The 24,815-nt window shown below is 39.1% G+C and carries 25 protein-coding genes and 1 riboswitch; of the genes, 21 read left to right on the plus strand and 4 right to left on the minus strand.

The genetic code is table 11. The annotated features are described in order from the left end of the window. Nucleotides 1-5: 5 nt before the first annotated feature. From EAE91_RS05165 to EAE91_RS05225, 13 genes are all read left to right on the plus strand, one after another. Nucleotides 6-284, plus strand: a complete 279-nt coding sequence (locus EAE91_RS05165) for an LcrG family type III secretion system chaperone (RefSeq protein ID WP_214087548.1) — start codon at nt 6-8, stop codon at nt 282-284. A gap of 11 nt (nt 285-295) precedes the next feature. Continuing rightward, nucleotides 296-1,264 (plus strand): virulence-associated V antigen, encoded by a 969-nt coding sequence (locus EAE91_RS05170; protein WP_214087549.1) that lies wholly within the window; start codon nt 296-298, stop codon nt 1,262-1,264. A gap of 9 nt (nt 1,265-1,273) precedes the next feature. Beyond that, entirely contained in the window at nt 1,274-1,780 is a 507-nt protein-coding gene (locus tag EAE91_RS05175; protein WP_214087550.1) for a SycD/LcrH family type III secretion system chaperone, read from the plus strand. Further along, complete coding sequence (sctE, locus tag EAE91_RS05180) at nt 1,764-2,942, plus strand: type III secretion system translocon subunit SseC family protein (RefSeq protein WP_214087551.1); 1,179 nt, start codon at nt 1,764-1,766, stop codon at nt 2,940-2,942. The genes EAE91_RS05175 and sctE overlap by 17 nt, the downstream gene beginning before the upstream one ends. A gap of 11 nt (nt 2,943-2,953) precedes the next feature. Further along, nucleotides 2,954-3,844 (plus strand): YopD family type III secretion system translocon subunit, encoded by an 891-nt coding sequence (locus tag EAE91_RS05185; protein ID WP_214087552.1) that lies wholly within the window; start codon nt 2,954-2,956, stop codon nt 3,842-3,844. Nucleotides 3,845-3,862: 18 nt separating this feature from the next. Then, nucleotides 3,863-4,240, plus strand: coding sequence for a hypothetical protein (locus EAE91_RS05190; RefSeq protein WP_214087553.1), 378 nt, complete (start codon nt 3,863-3,865; stop codon nt 4,238-4,240). Further along, a complete protein-coding gene (locus EAE91_RS05195) occupies nt 4,231-4,674 on the plus strand; it encodes a type III secretion system chaperone (RefSeq protein ID WP_214087554.1) in 444 nt (147 codons plus the stop codon). The genes EAE91_RS05190 and EAE91_RS05195 overlap by 10 nt, the downstream gene beginning before the upstream one ends. Next, nucleotides 4,671-4,904 (plus strand): T3SS regulon translocated regulator ExsE family protein, encoded by a 234-nt coding sequence (locus EAE91_RS05200; RefSeq protein ID WP_214087555.1) that lies wholly within the window; start codon nt 4,671-4,673, stop codon nt 4,902-4,904. The genes EAE91_RS05195 and EAE91_RS05200 overlap by 4 nt, the downstream gene beginning before the upstream one ends. Beyond that, nucleotides 4,901-5,290, plus strand: coding sequence for a YscW family type III secretion system pilotin (locus EAE91_RS05205; RefSeq protein ID WP_214087556.1), 390 nt, complete (start codon nt 4,901-4,903; stop codon nt 5,288-5,290). The genes EAE91_RS05200 and EAE91_RS05205 overlap by 4 nt, the downstream gene beginning before the upstream one ends. A gap of 844 nt (nt 5,291-6,134) precedes the next feature. Next, on the plus strand, nt 6,135-7,121 hold the full coding sequence (locus tag EAE91_RS05210) for a glycosyltransferase (RefSeq protein ID WP_214087557.1): 987 nt from the start codon (nt 6,135-6,137) through the stop codon (nt 7,119-7,121). Nucleotides 7,122-8,017: 896 nt separating this feature from the next. Next, the gene (locus EAE91_RS05215; RefSeq protein ID WP_036775333.1) at nt 8,018-8,344 is read left to right on the plus strand and encodes a phage holin, lambda family; all 327 of its coding nucleotides are present in this window, start codon (nt 8,018-8,020) and stop codon (nt 8,342-8,344) included. A gap of 9 nt (nt 8,345-8,353) precedes the next feature. Continuing rightward, nucleotides 8,354-8,755, plus strand: a complete 402-nt coding sequence (locus EAE91_RS05220) for a structural protein (protein ID WP_214087558.1) — start codon at nt 8,354-8,356, stop codon at nt 8,753-8,755. Between the two features lie 9 nt (nt 8,756-8,764). Further along, nucleotides 8,765-9,214, plus strand: a complete 450-nt coding sequence (locus EAE91_RS05225) for a lysis protein (RefSeq protein ID WP_214087559.1) — start codon at nt 8,765-8,767, stop codon at nt 9,212-9,214. Between the two features lie 88 nt (nt 9,215-9,302). Here EAE91_RS05225 and EAE91_RS05230 read toward each other — a convergent pair whose 3' ends face one another. Continuing rightward, entirely contained in the window at nt 9,303-9,698 is a 396-nt protein-coding gene (locus EAE91_RS05230) for a VOC family protein (protein ID WP_214087560.1), read from the minus strand. 670 nt (nt 9,699-10,368) lie between these two features. Here EAE91_RS05230 and EAE91_RS05235 point away from each other — a divergent pair. From EAE91_RS05235 to tehB, 4 genes are all read left to right on the plus strand, one after another. Further along, on the plus strand, nt 10,369-11,514 hold the full coding sequence (locus tag EAE91_RS05235) for a polysaccharide export protein (RefSeq protein ID WP_214087561.1): 1,146 nt from the start codon (nt 10,369-10,371) through the stop codon (nt 11,512-11,514). Further along, a complete protein-coding gene (locus EAE91_RS05240; protein WP_214087590.1) occupies nt 11,514-11,942 on the plus strand; it encodes an arsenate reductase/protein-tyrosine-phosphatase family protein in 429 nt (142 codons plus the stop codon). Before EAE91_RS05235 ends, EAE91_RS05240 begins: the two co-directional genes overlap by 1 nt. 71 nt (nt 11,943-12,013) lie before the next feature. Beyond that, nucleotides 12,014-14,161, plus strand: a complete 2,148-nt coding sequence (locus EAE91_RS05245) for a polysaccharide biosynthesis tyrosine autokinase (protein WP_214087562.1) — start codon at nt 12,014-12,016, stop codon at nt 14,159-14,161. Between the two features lie 222 nt (nt 14,162-14,383). Then, the gene (gene tehB / locus EAE91_RS05250; protein WP_214087563.1) at nt 14,384-15,241 is read left to right on the plus strand and encodes an SAM-dependent methyltransferase TehB; all 858 of its coding nucleotides are present in this window, start codon (nt 14,384-14,386) and stop codon (nt 15,239-15,241) included. 155 nt (nt 15,242-15,396) lie between these two features. Here tehB and EAE91_RS05255 read toward each other — a convergent pair whose 3' ends face one another. Then, nucleotides 15,397-16,989 (minus strand): FGGY-family carbohydrate kinase, encoded by a 1,593-nt coding sequence (locus EAE91_RS05255; RefSeq protein ID WP_244868670.1) that lies wholly within the window; start codon nt 16,987-16,989, stop codon nt 15,397-15,399. A 619-nt stretch (nt 16,990-17,608) separates the two neighbouring features. Here EAE91_RS05255 and EAE91_RS05260 point away from each other — a divergent pair. Further along, nucleotides 17,609-18,976, plus strand: a complete 1,368-nt coding sequence (locus tag EAE91_RS05260) for an alanine/glycine:cation symporter family protein (protein ID WP_214087564.1) — start codon at nt 17,609-17,611, stop codon at nt 18,974-18,976. Nucleotides 18,977-19,021: 45 nt separating this feature from the next. Here EAE91_RS05260 and EAE91_RS05265 read toward each other — a convergent pair whose 3' ends face one another. Further along, the gene (locus EAE91_RS05265) at nt 19,022-20,506 is read right to left on the minus strand and encodes an aldehyde dehydrogenase family protein (RefSeq protein WP_214087565.1); all 1,485 of its coding nucleotides are present in this window, start codon (nt 20,504-20,506) and stop codon (nt 19,022-19,024) included. A gap of 465 nt (nt 20,507-20,971) precedes the next feature. Continuing rightward, nucleotides 20,972-22,108 carry an ABC transporter substrate-binding protein gene (locus EAE91_RS05270; protein ID WP_214087566.1) on the minus strand — a complete coding sequence of 379 codons (1,137 nt, stop codon included), beginning with the start codon at nt 22,106-22,108 and terminating at the stop codon, nt 20,972-20,974. Between the two features lie 353 nt (nt 22,109-22,461). On the opposite strand from EAE91_RS05270, the gene EAE91_RS24545 reads away from it, so the two are divergent. The 3 genes from EAE91_RS24545 (at nt 22,462) to EAE91_RS05280 (ending at nt 24,610) form a co-directional block, all read left to right on the plus strand. After that, nucleotides 22,462-22,584 (plus strand): hypothetical protein, encoded by a 123-nt coding sequence (locus EAE91_RS24545; protein WP_280520269.1) that lies wholly within the window; start codon nt 22,462-22,464, stop codon nt 22,582-22,584. A gap of 221 nt (nt 22,585-22,805) precedes the next feature. Further along, entirely contained in the window at nt 22,806-23,138 is a 333-nt protein-coding gene (locus EAE91_RS05275; protein ID WP_214087567.1) for a DUF6694 family lipoprotein, read from the plus strand. Between the two features lie 155 nt (nt 23,139-23,293). Then, a riboswitch (M-box (ykoK) riboswitch) is annotated at nt 23,294-23,465 on the plus strand. 74 nt (nt 23,466-23,539) lie between these two features. Next, nucleotides 23,540-24,610 carry a magnesium transporter gene (locus EAE91_RS05280; RefSeq protein ID WP_214087568.1) on the plus strand — a complete coding sequence of 357 codons (1,071 nt, stop codon included), beginning with the start codon at nt 23,540-23,542 and terminating at the stop codon, nt 24,608-24,610. The last annotated feature ends 205 nt before the right edge of the window (nt 24,611-24,815 follow it).

Here is a 24,815-nt window from a genome sequence, read left to right on the forward strand (position 1 = left end):
CACTGATGCAAGAGGAACCTAACGCCAAAGTACTGCAAGCTGCTGAGGCAGCCATTAAAGACAGTGATCACAGACTGCAACTATTGCAGGAGATGTGGCAGTCTCTTGGCATCAACCCCAATGTGGGTACAGAACTGTTTGGTCATACTGACGTTAATTTGGTTCAGAATGCTGAGCAAGAGTTGCTGACAGAAGTTAATCGCTTACGAAGCAACCAACCACCCTCTTTGGAAGAGGGAAAGCGTCTTCGTCGCCCACCTCGTATGCGTGGCATTATTGTATAAGGAGTTTGAAGGTGGAAATTAGGCCATATCAAAATGACCCACAGCTTTTCTTGACAGATCTGAACGGGGTTTCGCTAAATCAATTACAAGGTTCTGGATCTTCGAAGCTTGATGAATTGGTTGAGCTTATTCTTGAGAAGAAGATCAAGATTGAAGCAAGGTATGATCCGAATAGGGATAAAGAGATATTTAGCAATCAGGTTATTACTGAAGGTGGTAAGGATAATAAAGAACTCCTGAAAAAATTGATTGCCTATTTTCTGCCAGCGGACGCTATTGTCAAAGATGGTCATTTAGATAGCCAAATAAAGAATGGAATCGAGAATCTTAAATCCTTCTTAAATAGTCCGACATTAAAAACTGACTGGACATTAAGAGATTTTCTGGCTGCGGTTCACTTTAATTTAACGCCGGATCGTCTTGATGATGATGTAATCAATATATTTGTTTCTGTTATGTCAGGTCATGATAAAAAACGACTTGAATTGCGTGATGAACTAGCGGCATTGACCGCAGAGTTAAAGATTTACAGTGTTATTCAATCGGAGATTAATGCGAAGTTATCAGCTAATGGGGAGCTTAAGATTACCGGTTCCGGTTCCTTTAATTTGTTGGACCGTGAGAAATATGGTTTTAGTGATCAGGCTACTTTTGAGAAGAGTGCTGAATATAAACTGCTAATCAAGATATCCGAGGGATCATCAGACCTCTCTATTAAAAAGTTTTTAGAAAGCCCCAACAAGCAGAGTGGCGCTATGACAGGTCTAGAGGATTCATATAAATATGACAAGGATAATAATAAGTTAGCCAACTTTTCGACTTCGGTTAACGATCGTGTAAATCCACTAAACAATACTGTCCAGGAAAAAACAACACGTTTAAATGAGGCTAGTTCCCGTTATAACGCGGCTATCGAGGCGTTAAACCGTTTTATTCAAAAGTATGACAGCATTATGCGCAATATTCTCGGCGCAATTTAAGGAATGATTATGGAGCATCAAGAAACATCAACGACTTCTGACCAATATGCACAAGAGCTGGAATCTTTTCTTCATGATGGTGGCACCCTTGCCATGTTGAAGGATATTTCTAGTGATACGTTGGAGCAACTTTACTCATTAGCGTTCAACCAGTATCAGTCAGGCAAATGGCAGGATGCACATAAGATATTCCAGGCTTTGTGTATGTTAGATCACTATGATTCCCGGTTCTTCCTTGGATTGGGCGCATGCCGTCAGGCTATGGGGCAATTGGAGCAAGCAATTCAAAGCTATAGCTACGGAGCGATGCTTGATATTAATGAGCCCCGTTTTCCATTTCATGCTGCCGAATGTCTCCTGCAATTAGGAGAACTTGATGGGGCCGAGAGTGGCTTCTACTCGGCTCAACAACTTGCGGCAGCTTTGCCGGAACAGGCCGCTTTGGCTGCCAGTTCCAGTGCAATGTTAGAAGCTATCACAATAAAAAGGACTCAGGAAAATGGTTCAAATCAGTGAATCTAAAGTTCTTCAACTGAGAGTCAACAGTTTTCAGGTTGATGAAATCCTCACAACTGTACCTCCTAAAAGCGAGAAGCACGTTACGCCTAGCCAGGCGGGTAGCTCGTTGTCTTCTGATGCCGCTAAGTCACGAGGGGTATCATTGCCAGCGCCATTGGCGGTGGTGAATACTCACCCTGATCAAGAACAAATGGCCAGGCTTAAATCGGTCATTCAAGAGGCTAAGCAGGCAACAGGGCTGATAAAGGCACTGACAGCAAAGTTGACAGAAACTTCGCGGTTGGCTTCTCTATTGCTATCCTCATCTGAGGCAATAGAGATTGAACTGGGCAAATTGACCAGCGAGCTTGATCGTAATCAGACGAATCTCAAAATCCAAGATATCCAGCGAGCACGTCAGCAAAGCTTGCAGAAAATGGATGAGAACCAGCAGAAGATTAAAGAAGCTGAAAATTCTGCTAAAGAGGCGCAGAAATCTGGATTGTTCTCTAAAATCTTTGGCTGGATCAGTGCAATTGCTTCAATTGTGGTCGGCGCAATTATGGTTGCTACCGGTGTTGGCGCGGTAGCCGGTGCCTTGATGATTGCCGGAGGGGTGATGGGTGTGGTCTCTCAAGGACTACAAGAAGCGGCTAAAGCTGGTTTAATCAGTAAGGAAACCATGAAATGGCTAGGGCCAGTCATAACAGCGATTGAGATTACGATGGCTGTGGCAGCAGCGGCGGTCAGTTTCGGTGGTTCAGCCGCCGGTTTGATAGCCAAAATGGGCGCTAAAATGGGCAGTAAAGTGGCTGAGGTGACAGCCAAGATGGCAGTAAAAGCGGCGGAGCTTTCTGCAAAAGTCGCGGGTACGGCAGCAAATACTGCGGCTCGTAGCCTGAAAGTGGGTATGCAGGTGAGCGATTTGGTGGTTGATGTTGCTAATGGCGCTGCTCAAACTACTAATGCTGCCTTCCAGAGTAAAGCGGCTAACCGACAAGCTGATGTACAGCTTTCACGTAGCGAATTAACCGCATTTCAGGCTGTTATGGACAGGCTTAAAGAGGAGTTGTCCCAAATGGTAGAGTCTTTCCAACATGTGATGGAAATGATTTTCCAGATGCTTAATGCCAGGGGAGACATGATAAATAACCTTGCCAGCCGACCACAGGAAATTTAGGGAGTAAGAAGATGGAAATTGTTAATAATGTCAGCAGTTCTCAGGTGAGTAGTGTCAATAACAGTGTTGATATTGCGACTGACAAAATCTCCACGCCGACACCGACAGCACATGAAGCTGCTATTCAACAGTCGGAAAAAACCAGGCTCACGGATAAGGTTGTATTGATTGCACCGAAACAGGGCTTTGATCCTAGTCGCTTAGGAAGCGTCGGACAGGAATTAAATAACACGCTGGATATGATGTCGCTACTTTTTGAGATTGCAAAGAGGATGCGTGAACTGGGTATTTTGCAGCGTGACACTGAGAATAAAGCATCCATTGACGCTCAGAAGTCACAAGTGGATGAGATGCGGCATGGCGCTAAGTTGATGATTGCTATGGCGGTGGTTTCAGGCTTAATGACTATTGGTTCTGGGCTGATAGGTGGTTTTTCTTCTGTTAAAAACAGCCAAGCAATTAAGCAGCAGAAGACGTTGGAAGGTAATATTGCTGGTCGTAACGAATTAATCGATCTTAAGTTGCAACAGTTGGGCAAGAGTAGCGATGCGGATCGGGCAGCAATTGGTAAAGTATGGAATGTAGCACAAGATGCTGACAAGAGTGCTTTGAAATCTATTACCTTGGTTTTCGAAAGTCGTAACAGCAAGCAGCAATTCTTAACTTCAGTGATGAAATCTTTAGAGAGTATGTCCAATAGTTCTGTTCAGGTAGAGCAGGGGCTTTCTCAGGCTACAGCTAAGGAACATGAAGTGGATTCATCTATTGCTCAACATGAAAAACAGAAGAGTGAAGATCAGATTTCATTGAATAACAATTTCATGAGAGAGGTTTTGCAATTGATACAGCAGCTTTATCAGAGTCATGTCCAGGCATGGCGCGCGGCAACTGGTGTGGTGTAATACTGGCAGAGTAGATCTGTGTTGGATAATAAGTCTGAGCGCATCGAAGGGTGCGCTCTTATCGATGGATGCTGCTATTTGAGCTCGTTTTTAAAATCCACTAATAGCGTTAAAGGTAAAAGTATAGAAAAGCGAAAATACCAAATTAAGATTCTAATCTTTGACAGGCAGAATGTGTTAAGGAAAAAAAGCATGCTCCTATGCTCTGGTGTTTGGTTTTTGATAATCACCGGAGTGACCTTTTTATTAAAAGAATTGCCCTTGAGTGACAGAGGCACAAAAGATGATGGTAGTAAACTGGCTCCCTTTTCTGCGGGAGTAACCCGTTTGTTTGACCATTCGGTAATTCAAGTTGGTCTGATTGCCTTCTCTAGCAGGAGTAACCCATGGATGTGATAGCCATCGTCAACCAAGTTTTGTCTGAATTTGCTGCTAAATTTGGCTTGCCGCACCTAACTTTAAATCATGAAGGCGTGGCCGCTCTCTGTTTTGATGAGCATCTTCACCTCTCTTTGATCTTAATTCCTGAACGTGACCAGCTCGTTTTACAGATAGATGTAGCTGATATCACTGCGGTTGGAGAAGGGATTTTCCGTCAATTGGCCAGTTTTAATCGTCATTGGTATCAGTTTGATCTTCATTTTGGCTTTGATGAGTCAACGTTAATGGTACAGCTTTATCGGCAAATGTCAGCTAGTCGGCTAAATCTGGCGCTCTTTGAAGAAAGTCTTTCAAGTATGTTGGATCATGCTGAGTTTTGGCAGGAGTTATTGCAAGCTCAACTTCCGACTGACTCTCAACAAAGCGAAGCTTTGGGAATGCGAGTATGAAAATTGAAAATTCGTTACCCATTCATTTAACAAACGTGCCTCATGAAAATAAGAGTCTTTGTTGTGGCCGTCGGGTTACGTCAGGGCATATACCGCAAAATCTTCATGAGCCACTTTCTGCTGTGCTAAGTAGAGATCTTGTCGTAGGACTTGAGCATGAGACAACATTGCAGCGTTTGTTGGATGGGCAGCATACTCCGTTGTCACAACGTAGGATCAGCCTGCCGTGATCAAAATAGGTCTGGTCTTGTTGTGTTTGCTGATTACTGGTTGTGTCAGTGAGGTCGTTGAGCATAAAGCATCACGGTTGATTGAGGGAGATGTGACCATGCCGGTTTCTCTGTCCAAAACGGCAGACGTTGAGGTGTCGTTGCTTACTGTGGTTGAAGGAAAAGTGTTGACAGTGGGTGAGATGTATTATCGTTTGGACATGTTACCCCTCACTTTTTCCATGCGTTTAAGCCCACAGTTTTCTCATAGTGAGCTATTCTTAAGGGCTCGTTTACGTTGGGATGGGAAACGGGCGGTACAGGCAAAAAGCCAACAACGAGTTGTTGCAGGAAAAAGAATTGTAGTGCAATTATCTCCCTTACCGTGTTATCCAGAATGTCTATGAGTTTTAAATATTTCTTCATTAATAAATAAGGCAATAATATTGCCTTTTAAATTTTTAAATACCATTTGATTATATGGACTCATATCTAATAATCTTATGTGATATTTTATCATTCGGTATAATCTAATATATTTTTCGATATTAAATTTAAATATCTATTAAGGTAATAGATTAATTTATAATTTTACGATTATAATTAAATAAAAACCATTTAATTACAAATGGAATAAGCGTGGTATTCAAAGTAATACTTAATTAATATTTTATACCAATTATGGCATGATAAAATTCACATCCCCATTATTTCATTCTATTTCTTGCACTTGATTATATTTTGTTTTTTCACCTTAAAATGTTTAACTGAATTTATATGTGGAAGATTACAGTAATCTTGGCAAATCCAAAGCATCTTATCAATTTGTATAGCAATAACTTTAAGAGATTCGTGTTGATTTCCTATCACGCTAATGCCAAATAACCATTCCAATCTTTGTATTTTTTAATTGTTACAATTTCGGCTTATAATTCCTCAAATAGAGAGTGGGTTACCTAATTATTTTGATTTTATCTGCTACATTTACCGATTTATTTAAACTATTACGATAATCAATCCTATATCACTATTACTATCCTTAAAGTGGACAGTGATAGCTAAATTTCAAGTATATCCCTCTTATCATTATCACACTTAATTTTATGCTTTTTTGATAAAATTTTCTAACCCCATCTATAACTAATGCTCAAAATATTGTATGGTCTGTAAATAGCAATGGGGGAAAAGCACTTTCTTACTATGAAAATAATGTTTTTATCAAAAGCAACTAATTTGCTAAAGGGACTATAGATGTTTAAGTTTGATATTACTATCATTATCCCTGTATTTAATAGTGAAAACTATATAGCCTATTTGTTGGATTCAATATTTGCGCAAGAAAATATTAATTTTGAGGTTGTCATTATTAATGATGGATCGACGGATAATAGCTTGGAAATAATTAATGAATATAAAAAAAGAGATAATAGAATACGGATCTTTAATCAAGAAAATCGTGGTGTTTCAATAGCTAGAAATCATGGCATAAAATATGCAGGAGGAGAGTGGGTTTTATTTATTGATAGTGACGATTGGCTGAAACCGCAAATATTAAAAAAATGGCTTGATCAAGCTATTGCACAGAAATTAGATGTGTTAATTGGCAATGGCGTTAGTTTTACAGAAGATCCATTCTCACAAGGGAATAAAAGAATAACACGTAGACAACCTTATGGCAGGGTATTAACGGGTAAAGAGTGGATAGAGTATTGTGTTGAATGTAGAGAATGGCCACATTTTGTTTGGTTACAACTGATTAAAAAAGAGCTGATTATAAATAACCAACTAAGTTTTAGAGAAAATATCCTTCATGAAGATATCCTGTGGACCATTAATTTGTCACTTATTGCGAATCGAATTGGCTTTTGTGAGGAATTATTATATTGTTATCGACATAATTTGGAATCAATAACTCGCTCAGGAGAAATTAAAAAACTATATCATCGGGCTGATAGCTATATTACTGTAGTTGATTCAATTATTGACATCTCAAAAGGGATTAAAGGTGACAAGTCGTTAAGAAGATCACTAATTCGTCATGCAATACGAGAGGTTGGCAGTTTTTTTATTTTGTATAGAAAAAGAATACAAGATCCTTCCTTGAAAAAATTACTGGCGAAACGTTTTGTTGAGAAAATTGCTTTAAGAGATTTACTCCCTGGTGTACATAATTATCATGAATTATGGTTTATTATACGTTGTAATCTAATCTTAGTATTAAGGAGATTTATGGACTAGTGGCTATGATATGTTAGATGCTCTATTTTTTTAATTTTTTTCACCTGATTACTTTGTCCTTTCTTAATCTATTGGACAGGTAATCTAACATTTAGATTGGCGGTGAGGACTAAAATATTTTCGATATAATTGTTTGTTTGAGTAATAAAAATCCTCCTGTGAACGCTGATTTTTCCAGGTTAAATGATTGAAAATATCAGCATACATTTAGGTGTATTTGCGCAAATTGATAGAAACAACGGTGTTTATATTAGAAATAAATATGGAGAAGTGATTTAGCCTTGATTTAGCGCTTATTTTGTTTTTAAATAAATCATCAGAAATGAGATCACTATAACAAGATAAAAATACATTCCAGAGTTTAAGTACGCGGTGATCATGTTGATACTTGAAAGTAACAGGTTCAAGGCGAAGTAATAACGTATTGCTTTTAATTGACGTATGGATTATTGGAAAATTAAAAAATAGCTAGAATATAGTTTCTTGTAGAATAATAGCTAACGGAAAGAGTATTATTTAATTGGAATTGTTAATGCCTTAATAAATTATATACCCTATGGATTTCAAGGTGGATCGCGACGGCAAGGGAGAGAATCCCCGGGAGCATAGGTAACTATGTGACTAGGGTGAACGAGTGCAGCCAACAAAGAGGCAACTTGAAAGATAACGGGTATATATCTGTTAATTATTATTACTCCCTTGAACATAATGATATACAACCAGAGTTTGTTGATGAGCTCGGTATTATACTAAATGTAAGTAATCACCTTATAAAATTTAAGGCTGCGCTATGTGTGGCCTTTTCTTATTCTACTGATTTCGCAGTATTCCTATTAACTCAAATTTAAGGCTACACGGCAGCCTATGGATTCCCATTATATGAATGGGAGTAAAGGATGAAATACATGGATAAACAGCCTGACATCTGGATGCAGCTATGGGTATGGCTGCTGTCAGTCAAAGAACAAGGTATAGGAGCGGCACTGGCTGCCGCAATGGCTTATCTCAGAGGTCGATATAACGGCGGTAAATTTTGGACGTCAATTATGGATTCTATTATGTGTGCCATGATTGCTTGGTTTATCCGTGATGTGTTGAATTTTTTTGGTATGAGCACGGACTTGGCTTACATCGGCAGTGTCATTATTGGTTATCTGGGAACTGACTATTTTGGTCAGATCTTAAGAAAAGTTGTTAATAACAAAACAGGTAATAAACAGTAGGAGTGAATTATGAGCAGAGGTATTCGGAATAATAACCCTGGCAACATTCGCTGGGGTGATGATTGGCAAGGTTTGGTACCAGAATCACAACGTAACGACAAATCTTTCTGCCAGTTTGTCAGCCCTGAATATGGTATTCGGGCAATGATTAAAATTCTGCATAATTACAATCGGAAATATGGTCTTAAAACAGTGAAAGGTATCATTTCACGATGGGCTCCCCATAATGAAAATAATACCGATGCCTATATTAACCATGTATGTAAAAACACAGAAGTGACTTGTGATCAAGTTGTTGATGTATTTAATAAAGTATTTATGACAAAGCTGATTAAGTCCGTTATTACCATGGAAAATGGTAGTCAACCTTATAGCAATGCGGTCATTGATAAAGCATTTTCACTTTTGTAGAGCGATATTATGAAGTTTAACTCTCATGGTTATACTGTTATTGCACTAGCGCTTGTCTCGCTTCTGGCTTACCACTATTACGGTAAGTATACCAAACAGCTTGATACGACAGTTAAGCTACAGAGTGAGTTGCTGGAGCAGCAGAATGAAATCGTTAATCAGCAGGAGCGGATAAAGCTCCTGTCTGAACTGGATAATCAGCATACAAAGGAACTTGCTCATGCGAAATCTGAAATTGATGTTCTTCGCAACGATGTTGCCGCTGGTCATCGCCGGTTGCGCATCGCAGCCACCTGTAATCAAGGCGAAGCCGGCTCCTCCGGCAGCGTGGGCCATGCAGCCTCCCCACGACTTAACCCGGGAGCTGAACAAGATTATTTCGATCTCCGAAGAATGATTGTTGAGAACGAACAACAAACGAAATACTTGCAAGAATATATCAAAACTCAGTGTCAATAGCTGAGTTTTGATAATGTTATTGCGTAATATAAAACAACGTAGGTATGGGTTGGTTATTAGGGCAAGTATGCTTAAGGTCGATTAATAATCAAACAGGGAATACTGTGTTTTGTAACACAACCCGATAACCATCAATATCTTCGAATGTTTTACCATCAATATCCCAATATGGGTTGTAAGAGGGGACTGCAAGAAAGCCAGCGTTTTTCATTAATGAAATCTGTTCTAACCATTCTGAATGGTCTGATATATAGAAGGCCAATAAATTGTCCTGCGTGGGGGATCTTCCTACTGTTGTGCCACGATGATGGGTAAATTCGAGATGCCAGAGATGGTTTGGATGCCCTAGAATAATGCCATCAAAGTTTTCATGATCTTCGAATTTCTCCAGGATAATAAATCCTAAACCTTGGCAGTACATTTCAGCAACTTGAGTTAAATTGTCAGTTGGTCTGGCGATTCTTAGTATGGTTGATTTTTTCATGGTAATCCCAGTTGATAAAGTTTTTGTGGAATATGCCCAATTCTCAGATCTTCTATTGCTATATAAAACAATCGATAATGGTAGTTGATAAACGAGAAAAGTACAAAGTGGTGATTTTCAAAATTAAAACAACCTGAAAATATTCGATACTACCGAGCTATTATTTATAATATGGCAAAATTTAGGGTTTTATAATTGGAGTTGTTTGGTAGGTTCGTTGGTTGTTTTTTATTTTTATTATCAACTCAATCACTAAAGCTTCTTATATGAACACGGATTTGGTGTAAGTAGGTCTGCGTTTTTTTCACAATATCATCGAGAGTATGTATTCAATTTCGATAAATTCTGATAAATATCCTTACTATTATTTGAGAGGCAACTCTTACTTTCTGTTTGTAATAATATCTTATAAGATATATTAAATAATAAAATAATTAATAAATTTACTACCTATTATTTAATAGCCTGAATTTTTCAAAGCTATTAAGTTGATTTTTATTGTTTTTACCAAGTGATATGACCAGTAACCTAGTGGCTTGTGCCCCTTAAGCAAAATTTTTATATTATATTATATTTTATTATATTATAATCTAGTTTTGTTAGGGAGATTATAATTAATACTATTTTCTGTATTCTTTTTTGTTTATTATTTTTTAAGGATAAATTTCTGATGAATATTAAGGAATTAATTGTAGTTCTGGCGTTGTCCTGTTCTACGTTATTAGGTGGTTGTACTGTGATGCCTGGGAGTGGACTTACTGTTTATAATAAAGAAATAATCAATGATGATGATAGTAACTATGATATTAATAATTTGGTAAACGTTTATCCAGTAACACCATTGTTAATTGAAAAGTTACGTGTGAATTCTGCTATTGCACGTCCTAATCCTGAATTAGATAAAGAGTTACAACAGTATGAATACCGTATTGGTGTGGGGGATGTCATTATGGTTACTGTTTGGGATCATCCTGAATTGACGATACCAGCCGGGCAATACCGTAGTGCCAGTGATACGGGCAACTGGGTGCATTCTGATGGAACGATTTTTTATCCTTATGTTGGTAAGCTTCATGTGAAAGGGAAAACGGTCACTCAGGTACGCACAATGATTACTGATAAGTTATCGAAGTACATCGAATCACCTCAAGTTGATGTTAATATTGCTGCTTTCCGTTCACAAAAAGCCTATGTAACAGGTGAAGTTGTTAGGTCTGCGCAACAACCTATCACTAACGTTCCTTTAACCATTATTGATGCGATCAACCATGCTGGCGGCTTAACTGAAAATGCTGACTGGCGGAGGATCATTTTGACTCATAAGGGAGAGGAAACGATTATTTCTCTTCAAGATTTGATGCAAAATGGTGATCTGAAACAAAATCGTCTGCTCTATTCTGGCGATATCTTATATATCCCTCGTAATGATGATTTGAAAGTGTTTGTTATGGGGGAAGTTAAAAAACAGACGACTCTGCGAATGGATCGCAGTGGAATGACTTTGACTGAAGCATTGGGTAATGCTGAAGGTATAGATCAATTATCAAGTGATGCTAATGGCATATTTGTTATCCGTTCCCTGCGTAATGTACCTGATAATAAAGGGAAAATAGCCAATATCTATCAGCTCAATGCTAAAGATGCAACGGCATTGGTGCTGGGAACTGAGTTTAATTTACAGCCTTACGATATTGTTTATGTTACCAGTGCGCCAGTTGTTCGCTGGAATCGGGTTATCAATCAGTTGGTGCCAACGATATCAAGCATTAATAGTCTGACTGAAACAACTAAGTGGATTCGTAAGTGGCCGAATTAATGTTTAATTCTATTCTGGTTGTTTGTGTGGGTAATATCTGTCGATCTCCTACAGGAGAGCGTTTATTGCGGCAGATATTTCCTCAGAAAGAGATTTATTCTGCGGGAATCTCTGCTTTGGCTGGTAATCCTGCAAATGAACTCTCAAGCAGGGTTGCGGGTAAGTATGGATTGTCCTTGGATGGACATACAGCGCGTCAACTAACCAGTGAATTATGCCAGCAGTCAAGCTTGATTTTAGTTATGGAAAAAAGACATATTGAGGCTGTGAATAGGATAAATCTAGGAGTCAGGGGGAAAACAATGCTTTTTGGCCATTGGTTAAATAAAATGGCTATCCCCGATCCTTATAAGTCTGATATCGAGGTTTATGAATATGTGTATCAATTATTATTTGAGAGCGCTAATAGTTGGTTGGGGAAATTATAACTTATAAGTATTTTTAAATTCTGGGTTTTCAATTCTTCATTACTTATCAATAAAGTAATTATAGGCTTTTTATGACTACATCAGATAAATCAAGTCACACTCATACAGATAGTGATGAAATTGATTTAGGCCGTCTTCTTAGTGCCTTATTCGATTATCGCTGGGTGATTGGTGGAATCACTCTATTGTTCACTGTTATTGGCCTTTGTTATTCCTTGATTGCGACTCCGATATACAAGGCAAATGCTTTATTGCAGGTTGAAAAGAGAAGTAGTGCATTGCCTTTAATCGGCGACATGGCGGATATGCTTTCTGGAAGACCGTCAGATACATCGGCAGAATTGGAGTTATTGACTTCCCGAATGATATTGGGAAAGACGGTAAAGGATCTAAATTTGGATGTTCAGGTTACAGCGGATTATTTTCCTGTGATAGGTAAGGGAATTGCCCGCCTCCGTGGTATGCCAAAACCAGATATTGTTATTAAACATTTTACAGTATCACCTGACTATATGAATAAAGGGATAAAAATATCTGTTGACGATGCAGAAAATTATCGGTTGCTGTTTGATGATCAGATTTTCCGCGGGCAAGTGAACAAAGTATTTGATACTGATGGCATAAATTTGCTTATCTCAAATATTTCAGCTTCTCCTGGGCAAAGTTTCACGTTGGTTAAACGGGGACAATTGGGGGTTATTCGCGGGTTGCAACAAGCTTTGCGGGTAAAAGAAAAAGGTAATAGTACTGGTATTATTTCGCTTGAAATGGAAGGTGATGATCGTGCAAGAATAAAGTCAATACTGGATAGTGTTGGTAAAAATTACTTGCAACAAAATGTGACAAGAAAGACGGAAGAGGCTGAAAGTAGTCTTAATTTCTTAAAAAATCATTTACCTAAAGTTAAAATTGAGCTCAATCGTTCTGAGGAGTTGCTTAACCAATATCGTCAAGCGAATGAATCTATCGATTTATCACTTGAAGCAAAATCGGCTCTGGAGACATTGGTCCAAATTGAGAAACAGATTAATGAGTTGACTTTCAAAGAAGCTGAATTACAGCAATTGTATACCAAACAACATCCTGCTTATGTTGCGTTGCTTGATAAACGTAAGACTTTGGTTGATACCAAAAAGGAGCTGAATCAGTCAATTAAACGGTTACCTAAAACACAGCAGGAAATTTTACGTTTGACCAGAGATGTTCAAGTTGGTCAAGAAATTTATGTGCAGTTACTCAATAAACAGCAAGAGTTGAATATCTTGAAAGCAGGGACAGTGGGTAATGTACGTATTATTGATGAAGCTATTGTAGAAAATTCAGCGGTAAAACCGAAGAAGTCACTGATTGTTGGATCGATGATGGTATTGGGGTTTATATTGTCTGCTGGATTGGTTTGCTTACGAGTCATGTTTCGTAAAGGGATCGAAAGCCCCGAACAATTGGAGGAAATAGGTGTTTCCGTTTATGCCACTATTCCGCTATCTGGGACTCAGATCAAACTTGAGCAACAACAGAAAAAGCGAACTCATCGTCATAAGTTGCGGTTATTAGCGATTCAAGATCCCACTGATTTAGCTATTGAAGCATTACGCAGTCTCAGAACAACTTTGCATTTTTCAATGATGGAATCTGCAAACAAAATTATTCTGCTTTCAGGTTCTGCGCCTGAACTAGGAAAATCTTTTATTTCAGTAAACCTTGCTGCTGTATTGGCATTAAGTAATAAACGTGTGCTTTTAATCGATGCAGATATGAGAAGAGGCCGCTTACATAAGGTGTTAGAAAGTTCTCAATCTCTGGGGCTCTCTGAATATTTGGCTGGTCAGCATCAGATAAAAGAGATCATTAACAGAACTTATCTTACTGAGCTTGATTTTGTCAATCGAGGTGTTATTCCGCCTAATCCATCGGAATTACTTATGCATAACAGGCTTAAAGAATTATTATCTTGGGCAGAAGAGCATTATGATTATGTCTTGGTCGATACTCCGCCTATTTTGGCTGTAACTGATGCTGCGATTATTGGGAGATATGCAGGAACTTCATTGTTGATTGCTCGTTATCATAAAACAAGGGTTAAAGAAGTTAATGTTGCTATTCGCCGGTTTAGACAAAATGGCATTCATATTAAAGGTGTGTTGCTAAACGCGGTAGAGAAGAAATCTGGTCTCTATTATGGTTATGGCGGATATTATCAATACAGTTATAAGGATTGATCACCTTTTCTCCGGCTTGTGGGGCCGGAGAAATTTTATCGATGAGCTCTTATTTTCTTTCATATGTTTCTTAATAATCAGTCAGTTCGTTCAATTTAAGGGAAAATGGATTATTTTTCCTTTCATCTTACAAGCATAGCTCTGGTGACTTTATAGCTTTACAGTTGGAGAATGTCACTATAAGATGCATATAAAATACATTTTATGGTTAGAGAACCTTCTATGAGCGACCTCATTTGTTATAAACGAATACCAATCTGGCAGAAAAATACTATTCCTGAAATGTTCACTGAAAGACATAATACTAAAGAGGGGACTTACGCTTGTCTTGAGATCCTAGAAGGTGAGCTGGAATTTGTGATTTTCGATGGTGATCAGGAAGAAACCGCTTATTTTAATGTGCAAAAGCAGCCTCCCATTATTCAGCCACAGGTCTGGCATAAAATTAAATGGGTAAGTGATGATATTAAGTGCCAGCTCTCTTTTTTATGTGAACCACAATATCTGTTTTATAAACAAAATAATTTGTCATTACCTCACTCTGAAATTAGATATCTGGCAGATATTATTTCTCCTTGTAAGACATTAGATTTGGGGGCCGGTTGTGGCCGGAATACTTTCTATCTGGCAGAAAGAGGTTATGACGTTACAGCCGTGGATATTAGTCCACAATATATTGACTCAATTAATGCTATTAAAGAAAAGCAGCGGATTAAAAATATTAGTACGGCTGTTTATGATATCAATTCTCACAATATTACCGAAAAATATGATTTAATTATTTCAACAGTGGTATTGATGTTTCTGCAACGGGAAAAGATCACTGATATTATTTACAATATGCAGAAACAGACGAATAAAGGTGGTATTAATCTGATTGTTTGCCCGGTTGAAACAGATTCTGCACCATATTCATTATTGCCATTCAAAAGTTTCCTCATGCCAGGTGAATTGGAGAGTTATTATTCTGACTGGAAAATCATTAAATATAATGAAAACCCTGGTCATCTTCATAAAACAGATGAAAATGGTAATAGAATAAAATTAAACTTTGCTACGCTTCTTGCCAGAAAGAGATGAAATACTTATACCCGTCATCTTTCAAGTTGCCTCTTTGTTGGCTGCACTCACTCACCCCGGTCACATCGTTATCTATGCTCCCGGGGATTCGCTCCCTTGCCGTCGCGATGCATCTTGAAATCCATAGGGTATATACCTGTTTTTATCATTAAAAGTTAATCGTCGATTTGCATGATTTCGTTATATCGTTGTTGGTCCCGGTACATTTGCAGATAGACCTGATATTTGGCCTGATGAAATGGAAATGTCTCTTTTTCCGGTTTGATAATGTTGCCGTCACGTACCATCGATTTCGCTGCTTGAGCGAAGTCTGCAAAGGAACCACAAGCAACGGCACCAAGCAAAGCAGAGCCAAGATTGACAGCATCCTCTTCCTGAGTGAGATGGATTTCTCGCCCGGTGGCATTGGCATATTCACGTAACCATAGTGGGTTTTTAGTTGCGCCGCCACACATAACTAGCCTGTTTATCTTATGTCCTGCTTCTATTAGTGCATCAATAATATGGCGAGTGCCATAAGCGATAGATTGCAGCGTTGCCAAGTAATGGCGGGCCAGAGCATCACGACTATCTGCCAGCGTCAACCCGCTTACCATTCCCTTAGCATTAGGGTTTGCCCTTGGTGAACGGTTGCCGTGATGGTCACTTAGAATATGAAGTTGTGCGGTTGGGTATTTTTCTTGCTTTTCTAACTGTTCGACAACTTCATTCAGTAGTTGGTAGTAATGATGACCGGATTCCTCAGCTTCGGCTTCTAGATCCAGCCAGCTATTGTGTTGACGAATTGACCACTCAACTAATGCACCGGCGGCACTTTGTCCACCTTCGTTGAGCCAGTAACTGGGTAACATTGCGCCGAAATAGGGGCCCCAAATCCCCGGAACCATGACAGGATGAGGACTGACAATCATGTGGCAGTTTGAGGTTCCGCTAATAATGACCAGGCTGCCCTCTGGATAGGCACCAGCCAGTGCCAATCCGCCAGCATGAGCGTCAATAATACCACCGGCGACGATGATTCCTGTGTGCAGCCCAAAATCTTTAGCCACTTCAGCGGTCAGATAACCTGCTTTTTCGCCAAGCTCGATGATGGTAGACGGAACTTTATTTGTTAAATCTTCTAACCCCACATCATAAAGTAGTTTTTCGCTGAACTGTTTTTGATGAGCCAGATAGTTCCATTTGCAAGTGAGCGTGCAGATGCTGGCTACATCAGCGGCAGTTGCTTTCCATACCAGAAAATCCGCTAAATCAAAGAAACGCCATATATCCTGATAACGTTGAGGAAAGTGGTTTTTTAGCCATAAGATTTTCGGTAGCTCCATTTCAGGGCTGATTTCACCACCTACATAGCAGAGTGCAGGGTCATTGGTTTGATTTATCGTGATGGCTTCCTTGATTGCACGATGATCCATCCACATGATGATATCGTGTTCAGGATTACCATTTTCGGCTACAGAAAGAGGATATCCTTCTGCTGCTACCGCGACTAATGAACAGGTGGCATCGAAGCCGATTGATTTAACATCAATAGGATTAATATTTGCCAGTGCAATAGCTTCTCTTACTGTTGCACATACTTGCACCCAGATATCAGTAGAGGATTGTTCAACAAAATCAGTTTTTGGATGAAATTGTTGGATAGGGCGAGCGGAGAACGCATGCCGTTTACCGTGTTGGTCGAAAACCGTAGTACGGACACTGGCGGAGCCAACATCAACACCAATGAAATATTGTTGTTCCACCATGAGGTTCTTCCCTTATTTATTAACCCAGGCTGATAAAATGAGTTGAGTGGAACAATAACACAATCAGGTTATTCAATTATTGTGAAGCGGCTCGAAAAAGATTTGGTGATTTTATGATGATAAAAAATATCACCTATATTTTCTATTACCCTTTTGATTGACGTAATAAATCCATTCCAGAATAGTGGTTTGTTTAGAAGGAAAAACCATGATGGGTAGAGCGGGCAAAATATTTTCAGAAAAATCGCTGACAATTTCTATGTGATGATTTTTTTCTTAAAAGTCGATTTTAAAAATAATATTAATTAGTTCATTAATTAACAAGAACGGAGCATAGGGATAATATGTTGTTTTTTACTTTAATTGGTTGAAATGTTTAAGTATTTTGGTAAATTCTTTTGATTAAGAAAACGGTTTATACCTAAATATTTTTTAATGTATTTGGTGTGATAAATTTTTGAACATTCTAATCTTAAAATTCTATCGAGTGATATCACTCACAAGTATTAAATCTTTTTCCATTTTTACGAAATTTTTTCTCGCATATTTTCTGTAAATATTCTTTATTAAGTTGCTGCGTATATGTTGTTATTTTGTTATGAAATATCCGAGGGAATATATGGGATTAATCACAGAATGGCTGAGTGCTATTAACGGGGTAGTATTGGGAGTACCGATGATGGTTGGTCTTCTGGGGGTTGGGTTGTTCATGCAGCTCCGCCTCTCTTTTCTGCCTATACGTAAACTAGGAACGGGTTTTAAATTACTATTTGAGCGTAATCATCAGCGAGGAGAAGGGCAGATATCGCCATTTAATGCACTGATGACAGCGCTTTCTGCCACCATTGGAACAGGTAATATCGCTGGTGTAGCTACCGCGGTTGTATTGGGTGGGCCGGGTGCACTGTTTTGGATGTGGATAACCGCATTAGTGGGTATGGCAACCAAATACTCAGAGGCGGTACTGGCAGTTCGTTTCCGTGAGGTTGACAAAAACGGTCACTATGTCGGTGGCCCCATGTATTACATAAAAAACGGTTTAGGTAAAAAATGGGCTTGGTTGGGGACGTTGTTTGCGGTATTTGGCAGTATTGCTTGTTTCGGTATCGGTAATACTGTACAGGCGAATTCTGTTGCTGATGTGCTACAAAGTAACTTCGGCGTTTCGACCACGGTAACGGCCGTAGTATTGGCGATTCTGGTTGGCGCAGTGCTTATCGGAGGTATTAAACGTATTGCTGATGTCGCCGGTAAATTAGTGCCATTTATGACAGTTGCCTACCTTGCCGCCGGGATTATTGTTCTGGGAGTGAATGTTAGTGAGATTCCCGCTGCATTTGTTCTGATTGTTAAATCTGCATTTACACCTGTTGCAGCGCAAGGTGGCTTTGCGGGTGCAGCAGTATGGGCGGCGATTCGTTTTGGTGTAGCTCGTGGCATTTTCTCTAATGAAGCAGGATTGGGAAGTGCGCCGATTGCTCATGCAACAGCCAAAACCCAAAACCCGATTCGTCAGGGATTGATCGCTATGCTAGGTACTTTCATCGATACCATTATTGTTTGTTCTATCACTGGCTTAACGATCGTTATTACTGGCGGTTGGTTGAATGGTCAAACAGGTGCGACATTGACAGCGACTTCTTTCGCTATGGCGATTCCCGGTGGCAACTATATTGTCGCGGGTGCTCTGGTAATATTTGCCTTTACCACAATTCTTGGCTGGAGCTTTTACGGTGAAAAATGTACTCAGTATCTATTTGGGCAAAAAGCCATCACTCCTTTCCGGGTGGTATGGATTATTGCTTTAATGGTAGGTGCTACTCAGTCATTGGATTTTGTCTGGTTATTGGCAGACACATTGAATGCGATGATGGCAATACCGAACCTGATTGCATTAGCATTGTTGAGTCCAGTTGTTTATCGGCTGACAAAAGAACATATTAAAGATGTGAATGCAGATAGCATTGATATTAAAGCAAAATCTTGAATAAAAGCCTTCCAACCGGAAGGCTTTTCTCATCACTGATTGAAATTATTCTTCACTGGTTTTGATATAGATGTTTTTGACCTGGGTGTAAGCATCCAACATCATTTTGTGTGTTTCTCTGCCAATACCTGATTTTTTGTAGCCACCGAATGGGGCGTGAGCTGGCAGTTCATGGTAAGTATTAATCCACATACGGCCGGTTCTGACAGCTTTAGCGACGCGTAGTGCACGGTCAATATCCTGTGTCCAGACAGCGCCAGCCAAGCCATAATCAGAATCATTTGCCATTCTGATGACCTCTTCTTCTTCGCTAAATGGTATGACGGCTAATACAGGACCAAAAATCTCTTCGCGCGCGACTCGCATATCATTAGTGACATCAGTAATAATGGTTGGTTGAATAAAGAAACCATCATCATGATCTTCACCGGTCATTCGTTTACCGCCCGTTAGAATGGTTGCACCCTCTTGCTTCGCAATATCGACATATCCGAGAATTTTTTCCATTTGTTCCTGGCTGACTTGGCTTCCCATCTGAGTTTCTTTTGCTAGTGGATCACCAACTTGGATAGATTCGAATTCTACTTTCAGGGATTTGAGGAATTCATCATGAATATCTTTATGCAGGAATAACCGGGAACCTGATTCACACGCTTGACCTTGATTCAGCAAAATAGCTCTGGCCGCATATTTTACCGCTTTTTTCATATTGGCATCAGGGAAGATAATATTGGCTGATTTACCGCCAAGCTCCAGTGTCGCAGGGATCAGCTTTTTGGCTGCGGCTTCGGCTACGGTATAACCTACTCTGGTGGAACCAGTAAATGCCACTTTTTCGATATCTTTATGATCCAAAATGGCTTGACCAACGACTGAACCGCGGCCTGTAACAATGTTAACCACCCCGGCTGGCAGAACTTTATCCAATATTCGACCCAGTTCAAGCAGAGTGATTGGTGTCAGTGTGGCTGGATTAATCACAATGGTATTGCCTGCTGCCAGAGCAGGGGCAAGTTTCCATGCCGCCATCAGTAGTGGGAAATTCCAGGGAATTACCTGTCCGACAACACCAATGGGTTCACGGATCACCAAGCTAAGTGTATTGGCATCCAGAACTGAGGCTTCATCGGTATGGGAACGGATCACACCCGCAAAATAGCGGAACTGGTCAATGGACGCGGGTAGATCCATATACAGGGATTCATTTAATGGTTTGCCAGTATCCAGTGATTCAAGGATGGCAAAACGTTCTTGTTCTGCTTCTAGTAAGTCAGCAATTTTCAGCAAAGCTGATTGTCTTTCGATGGCGGAGGTTTGACTCCAGGCGTGGAAAGCTTTTTTTGCGGCGCTGACAGCAAGATCGACATCTTCCGCATTACCGGATGCATATTCAGCCAGTAGTTCTCCTGTCGCCGGGTTATAACTTTTGGTTGTTGCCTTGGATACACTATCTACCCATTGCCCGCCAATAAGCATTTTGTAGGATTCAACGGGCAACATCTCTTTCTCAATATCGTGTAATCGTTTCATTAATATACTCCGAGTACTTTGGTTTAAGAATAGTTACATCGAGAATCTATCTCATTAGGTTATTTTATTTTCCATTCTTGTTAGTAAAGAGCTAATGATTCCCTGCATATCATGTATACCCGTCATCTTTCAAGTTGCCTCTTTGTTGGCTGCACTCGCTCACTCCGGTCACATCGTTATCTATGCTCCCGGGGATTCTCTCCCTTGCCGTCGCGATGCATCTTGAAATCCATAGGGTATATATAGTTTCATTATGTGAATATATTTGTGCTTTATATTTATTACTTAACTGAATTTATTTTGTCATGTTTTATATTTTTTTAGCATCAACTATAGTAGAGCACAAAATAATAGATGTCTATTAGCACGTTATATAAAATGTTACGTATATTAACGAACGGAAATGATAAATAAATGGTGAGGTTAAGTATCCGCTGGTCTATTCCAACGGATTGAAAAAAAATATTATTTTGCTGTAACCCAGAATATCCCGTTACCATCAAGAGCTGTAAAGGTTTTATGCAGATATAGGCTATCAGCTTGTGGATCGATATCTTCAAATAACTTCGGATGCAGAAATTTAGCAATGATTTCAACAGCAATGATGTTAAACGGCGTATCGTAATATTGGTGGTACAGTGCTATTACTTGCTTTTCGCGAAATGCCCTTAAGACGCTTAATTTAGGGCGTGCCAGTAATTTTTTCAGTCGTTCCTGTGACTGTTTTAGATTGCTGGTGTAGCCTAATGGCACAGAGAAACTTCCGGGGCGGACTTTATCCCAATTTGCGGTGGTCATCAGATAAAACTCAGGATTACTAACGATTAATTGCTCTTCGCTTACTTCACCATCCATGCCTGAGAACCAGCGGGCACCGAGGTTATCACCTCCTGCGGCAGTAACAAATTCACCAAAATTGCCATTTCCGAAAGTTTTACAGCAATGTTCAGCACCTAACATACCTGCATGGCGTTCGATAAACACAGGAGGACGCTGTTCTTTACCTAGCGTGCCAACGCGTTGATTAATAATTCTCATCCTCTCTTGATAAAACTCAATAAATTTTTGTGCATTTTCTTCTTCACTAAATACTTTCCCAAGTAAAACCATACTTGGAATTGTATTTGTTAGCGGATATTGACGGAAATCGATAAAAATAATCGGGATACCCGCTTTTTCCAGTAAAATTATGGTTCCACTATCATTGAGCTTAGTTTGAAGACCAATATCAAAAATAACCAGATCGGGTTTATAAATCAGCGCTTTTTCGACGTTAAAATCGCTTTGATAAGGGTTAGGGAATACCGGAATATCCCGTAATTGTGGGAAGTCTTTTTCATAAACAATTGCTAAATCTGGAGACTTAATTTCCAGTGCATTGTCCCAGGCAACAATACCTTTAAGCGGGTTATCAGGATGAAGAATATTCAGTGCAATCAATATTCGGCTGTCAGCCAGCATAACCCGATTGACCGGCGCGTTAACTTTAACCTTTCGTCCAGCAACATCCTTGACTGTAATTTCTTTTGCTTGCGCAAAGACAGGCAGTAACATCAATATGGCAGTCAGAAAATATTTTGCAGTGCAGTGGATGATTGCCATTATTTCTCCTTTGAATAAAGAACGTTCTTGGTTGAACCGCATAATTTGACAGTTGTGATTGGTCATAAAGTGCAGTAGGAAGTCGTTATATGCTATCCATTGAATAGTTAAACGAGACGATAAACGCAAGTACGAGCACATCTAATTGGGTCCACATCTGTTTATACTAATCTTAAAATGATAATGATAACAATTTACATTAATCAAATGGTTTTAGTGACTTTGGTAAATAACATTTTAATTTTTTATTATTTTTAAATAATAACAATGAGTTAAGTGGTATTTGTGAATTGAGAATAATTCTCATTTGATGGGGGTTATGGCAGTGGTTGGCAAAAAACAGCGGACTAAATTTGCCAAATTTTCTGGCAGATTGTGATGATTCCAACTACATTATTGAGCTGAATATTGGCAATTACTGTGGTCGTATCTGGGCCTGTCATGTTGTCGGTTGGTTGGGTGTTTTAGTCGTCTGATAGATTTAGCAGGCAGAAAGTCGTTTTTTATGCTGTTGAAGAAATAACAAATGATTATATTTTGGCATTATCGTTGCCAATCACAAGGATAATCATCCTAGAATAGCATGATGGGAAATTTCATCTTATTGCTATTCTTTGTCGATTTGGCTAATTATAAACGGCTTATTGTTTCTGCTTCTGTTATTATTCCCTTGTTTAATATTCTGTGGGGGATGAATATGAAAAAATTGTTAGTAATTTGTTTATTAGGATCTGTATTAGCTGGTTGTGATAGCCAACCTAAAATTGATGCTTCTAATGAAATCTCGTTGAAAGCATCCATTGAGAAAGTAAGAGATACGCTACCTGATGATAAAAAAGCGAAGTTTGATGAATCAATTCAATCGGCTATGTTTAATAGTATCGATTTTAATGATTTGGTTAAGTCTGGGGCTAATGGTGACATGAAGGAATCGAAAAAAAAGTTCTATAAATTACTGGATGGTAAAACCGCTGACCAATTGATAGCTGAAGTTGAAAAAATTGAAGCTAAGAGATCAGAAAATGAATAATTCCTTCATAGGCTTATTCGCATTAAAACGGCAATAAGGTGAAAATCTATGCCGTTTTTTTATTATCATCAATAAGTTAAATGGAACTTAAACAAACCCACTTTCAAATTTGAATTATTACGATAATTGTTTATAATATGCGCCGCATTCTAAGTGCAGTATCTCGTTAGGCGAGGCTCCTATACAAACACAGGTTGCTGATCTGACGACGTCGAGAGACGCCCAAGATTAGGACAGGATATATCGAACCAAGGTATATCCCCATGTAACTTCCTGATAATTCAGGATACGTTGTATAGTGCTAAAACTGAGACGTAGAGATAGCCGTTGTATTCTCTCATCTGGTTTCGCCCCTATTTGAGTGCTGTTTGAAGTTAACAACAGTAATAGGGACCAACATCATGAAAGCCACATCCCATAAAAAAATGGATGCATTAGCGATTGCTAATCATTCTATTAATGAAATAAATGCTGATCAGCAGCGGAAACACCAACTGAAAAATGAAGAGATAACTGTCAGCTCGTATATGAGCCAATGTTTCATATCTGTATCTGTTGCTGATTCTGTGTTATTGGTAAAGAGTAATTTGATTGATCAGCTTGAAGGTGAACAGATCCCAACTTATTTATATGTCATTGATGATGAAGGCTATCTTAATGGCATATTACCGGTGAAGGTGTTATTAACTGTAGCCGATGATTTATTTGTGTCAGATATTATGAGGCAAAGCTATTTTTCCGTGTCACCGGAGCAGTCGCGTCATGATGTTTATAGTTTGATAAATCACAGTGGTATGGATAGTGTTCCGGTCGTTCATTTTGGCAAATTAGTTGGGGTGCTACGACCGCAAGATATTGCTGAGCTGATCGAAGATGAAAATACGTTGGATGCTCATTTGCAGGGAGCAACTTTACCTCTGGAGCAGCCTTATCTGAGTACCAGCCCAATAACATTATGGCGTAAGCGTGTCGGGTGGTTATTATTGCTATTTGTTGCAGAGGCTTATACCGGTGCTGTGCTTAAAGCATTTGAAGATCAACTGGAAGCGGTAATTTCTTTAGCGTTTTTTATCCCGTTACTAATAGGAACGGGGGGCAACAGTGGAACACAAATTACCTCAACCTTGGTCAGAGCAATGGCATTGGGGGAAGTGAGTTTGCGTAATTTAGGGGCAGTATTACGCAAAGAGATTTCCGCTTCATTTTTAGTTGCAGTAACGATAGGTTTTGCTGCGCTGATCCGTGCCTGGATATTAGGTGTCGGTATTGAAGTGACGATTGCTGTTAGTTTAGCTATCATTGCCATCACCCTCTGGAGCGCCATTGTTTCTTCCATTATTCCGATGGTATTGAAAAGGCTTTCTATTGATCCGGCTGTTGTATCAGCGCCTTTTATTGCCACGTTTATTGATGGTACCGGCCTGATTATCTATTTCGAAATAGCTAAACTAGTGATGACAGAACTCGTTTAAAATTACCAATAAGATGCCCATGTTAATTGGGTATCTTATTGATTAATAATGATTTATTTTGTATTTCTTATCTATGATGGTAATTAAGGTTTTTGGGTTTGCTATTAATGGTATGGGTTCAAAGAATGTTTTTTAATATCTTTTTATTAGGGATGGAAATAGGATTTTTATTTAAATTAACTTCATGTTTTATATATTTAATATT

Origin of the sequence: Photorhabdus noenieputensis (assembly GCF_018448935.1) — a bacterium.
Classification (GTDB): domain Bacteria; phylum Pseudomonadota; class Gammaproteobacteria; order Enterobacterales; family Enterobacteriaceae; genus Photorhabdus; species Photorhabdus noenieputensis.

Bases quoted from the DNA above. Each gene is read 5' to 3' on its own strand.
- EAE91_RS05165 (WP_214087548.1), top strand. From the start codon at position 6: ATGCAAGAGGAACCTAACGCCAAAGTACTGCAAGCTGCTGAGGCAGCC.
- EAE91_RS05175 (WP_214087550.1), top strand. From the start codon at position 1,274: ATGGAGCATCAAGAAACATCAACGACTTCTGACCAATATGCACAAGAG.
- sctE (WP_214087551.1), top strand. From the start codon at position 1,764: ATGGTTCAAATCAGTGAATCTAAAGTTCTTCAACTGAGAGTCAACAGT.
- EAE91_RS05185 (WP_214087552.1), top strand. From the start codon at position 2,954: ATGGAAATTGTTAATAATGTCAGCAGTTCTCAGGTGAGTAGTGTCAAT.
- EAE91_RS05195 (WP_214087554.1), top strand. From the start codon at position 4,231: ATGGATGTGATAGCCATCGTCAACCAAGTTTTGTCTGAATTTGCTGCT.
- EAE91_RS05200 (WP_214087555.1), top strand. From the start codon at position 4,671: ATGAAAATTGAAAATTCGTTACCCATTCATTTAACAAACGTGCCTCAT.
- EAE91_RS05210 (WP_214087557.1), top strand. From the start codon at position 6,135: ATGTTTAAGTTTGATATTACTATCATTATCCCTGTATTTAATAGTGAA.
- EAE91_RS05215 (WP_036775333.1), top strand. From the start codon at position 8,018: ATGAAATACATGGATAAACAGCCTGACATCTGGATGCAGCTATGGGTA.
- EAE91_RS05220 (WP_214087558.1), top strand. From the start codon at position 8,354: ATGAGCAGAGGTATTCGGAATAATAACCCTGGCAACATTCGCTGGGGT.
- EAE91_RS05225 (WP_214087559.1), top strand. From the start codon at position 8,765: ATGAAGTTTAACTCTCATGGTTATACTGTTATTGCACTAGCGCTTGTC.
- EAE91_RS05230 (WP_214087560.1), bottom strand. From the start codon at position 9,698: ATGAAAAAATCAACCATACTAAGAATCGCCAGACCAACTGACAATTTA.
- EAE91_RS05235 (WP_214087561.1), top strand. From the start codon at position 10,369: ATGAATATTAAGGAATTAATTGTAGTTCTGGCGTTGTCCTGTTCTACG.
- EAE91_RS05240 (WP_214087590.1), top strand. From the start codon at position 11,514: ATGTTTAATTCTATTCTGGTTGTTTGTGTGGGTAATATCTGTCGATCT.
- EAE91_RS05245 (WP_214087562.1), top strand. From the start codon at position 12,014: ATGACTACATCAGATAAATCAAGTCACACTCATACAGATAGTGATGAA.
- tehB (WP_214087563.1), top strand. From the start codon at position 14,384: ATGAGCGACCTCATTTGTTATAAACGAATACCAATCTGGCAGAAAAAT.
- EAE91_RS05255 (WP_244868670.1), bottom strand. From the start codon at position 16,989: ATGGTGGAACAACAATATTTCATTGGTGTTGATGTTGGCTCCGCCAGT.
- EAE91_RS05260 (WP_214087564.1), top strand. From the start codon at position 17,609: ATGGGATTAATCACAGAATGGCTGAGTGCTATTAACGGGGTAGTATTG.
- EAE91_RS05265 (WP_214087565.1), bottom strand. From the start codon at position 20,506: ATGAAACGATTACACGATATTGAGAAAGAGATGTTGCCCGTTGAATCC.
- EAE91_RS05270 (WP_214087566.1), bottom strand. From the start codon at position 22,108: ATGGCAATCATCCACTGCACTGCAAAATATTTTCTGACTGCCATATTG.
- EAE91_RS05275 (WP_214087567.1), top strand. From the start codon at position 22,806: ATGAAAAAATTGTTAGTAATTTGTTTATTAGGATCTGTATTAGCTGGT.
- EAE91_RS05280 (WP_214087568.1), top strand. From the start codon at position 23,540: ATGAAAGCCACATCCCATAAAAAAATGGATGCATTAGCGATTGCTAAT.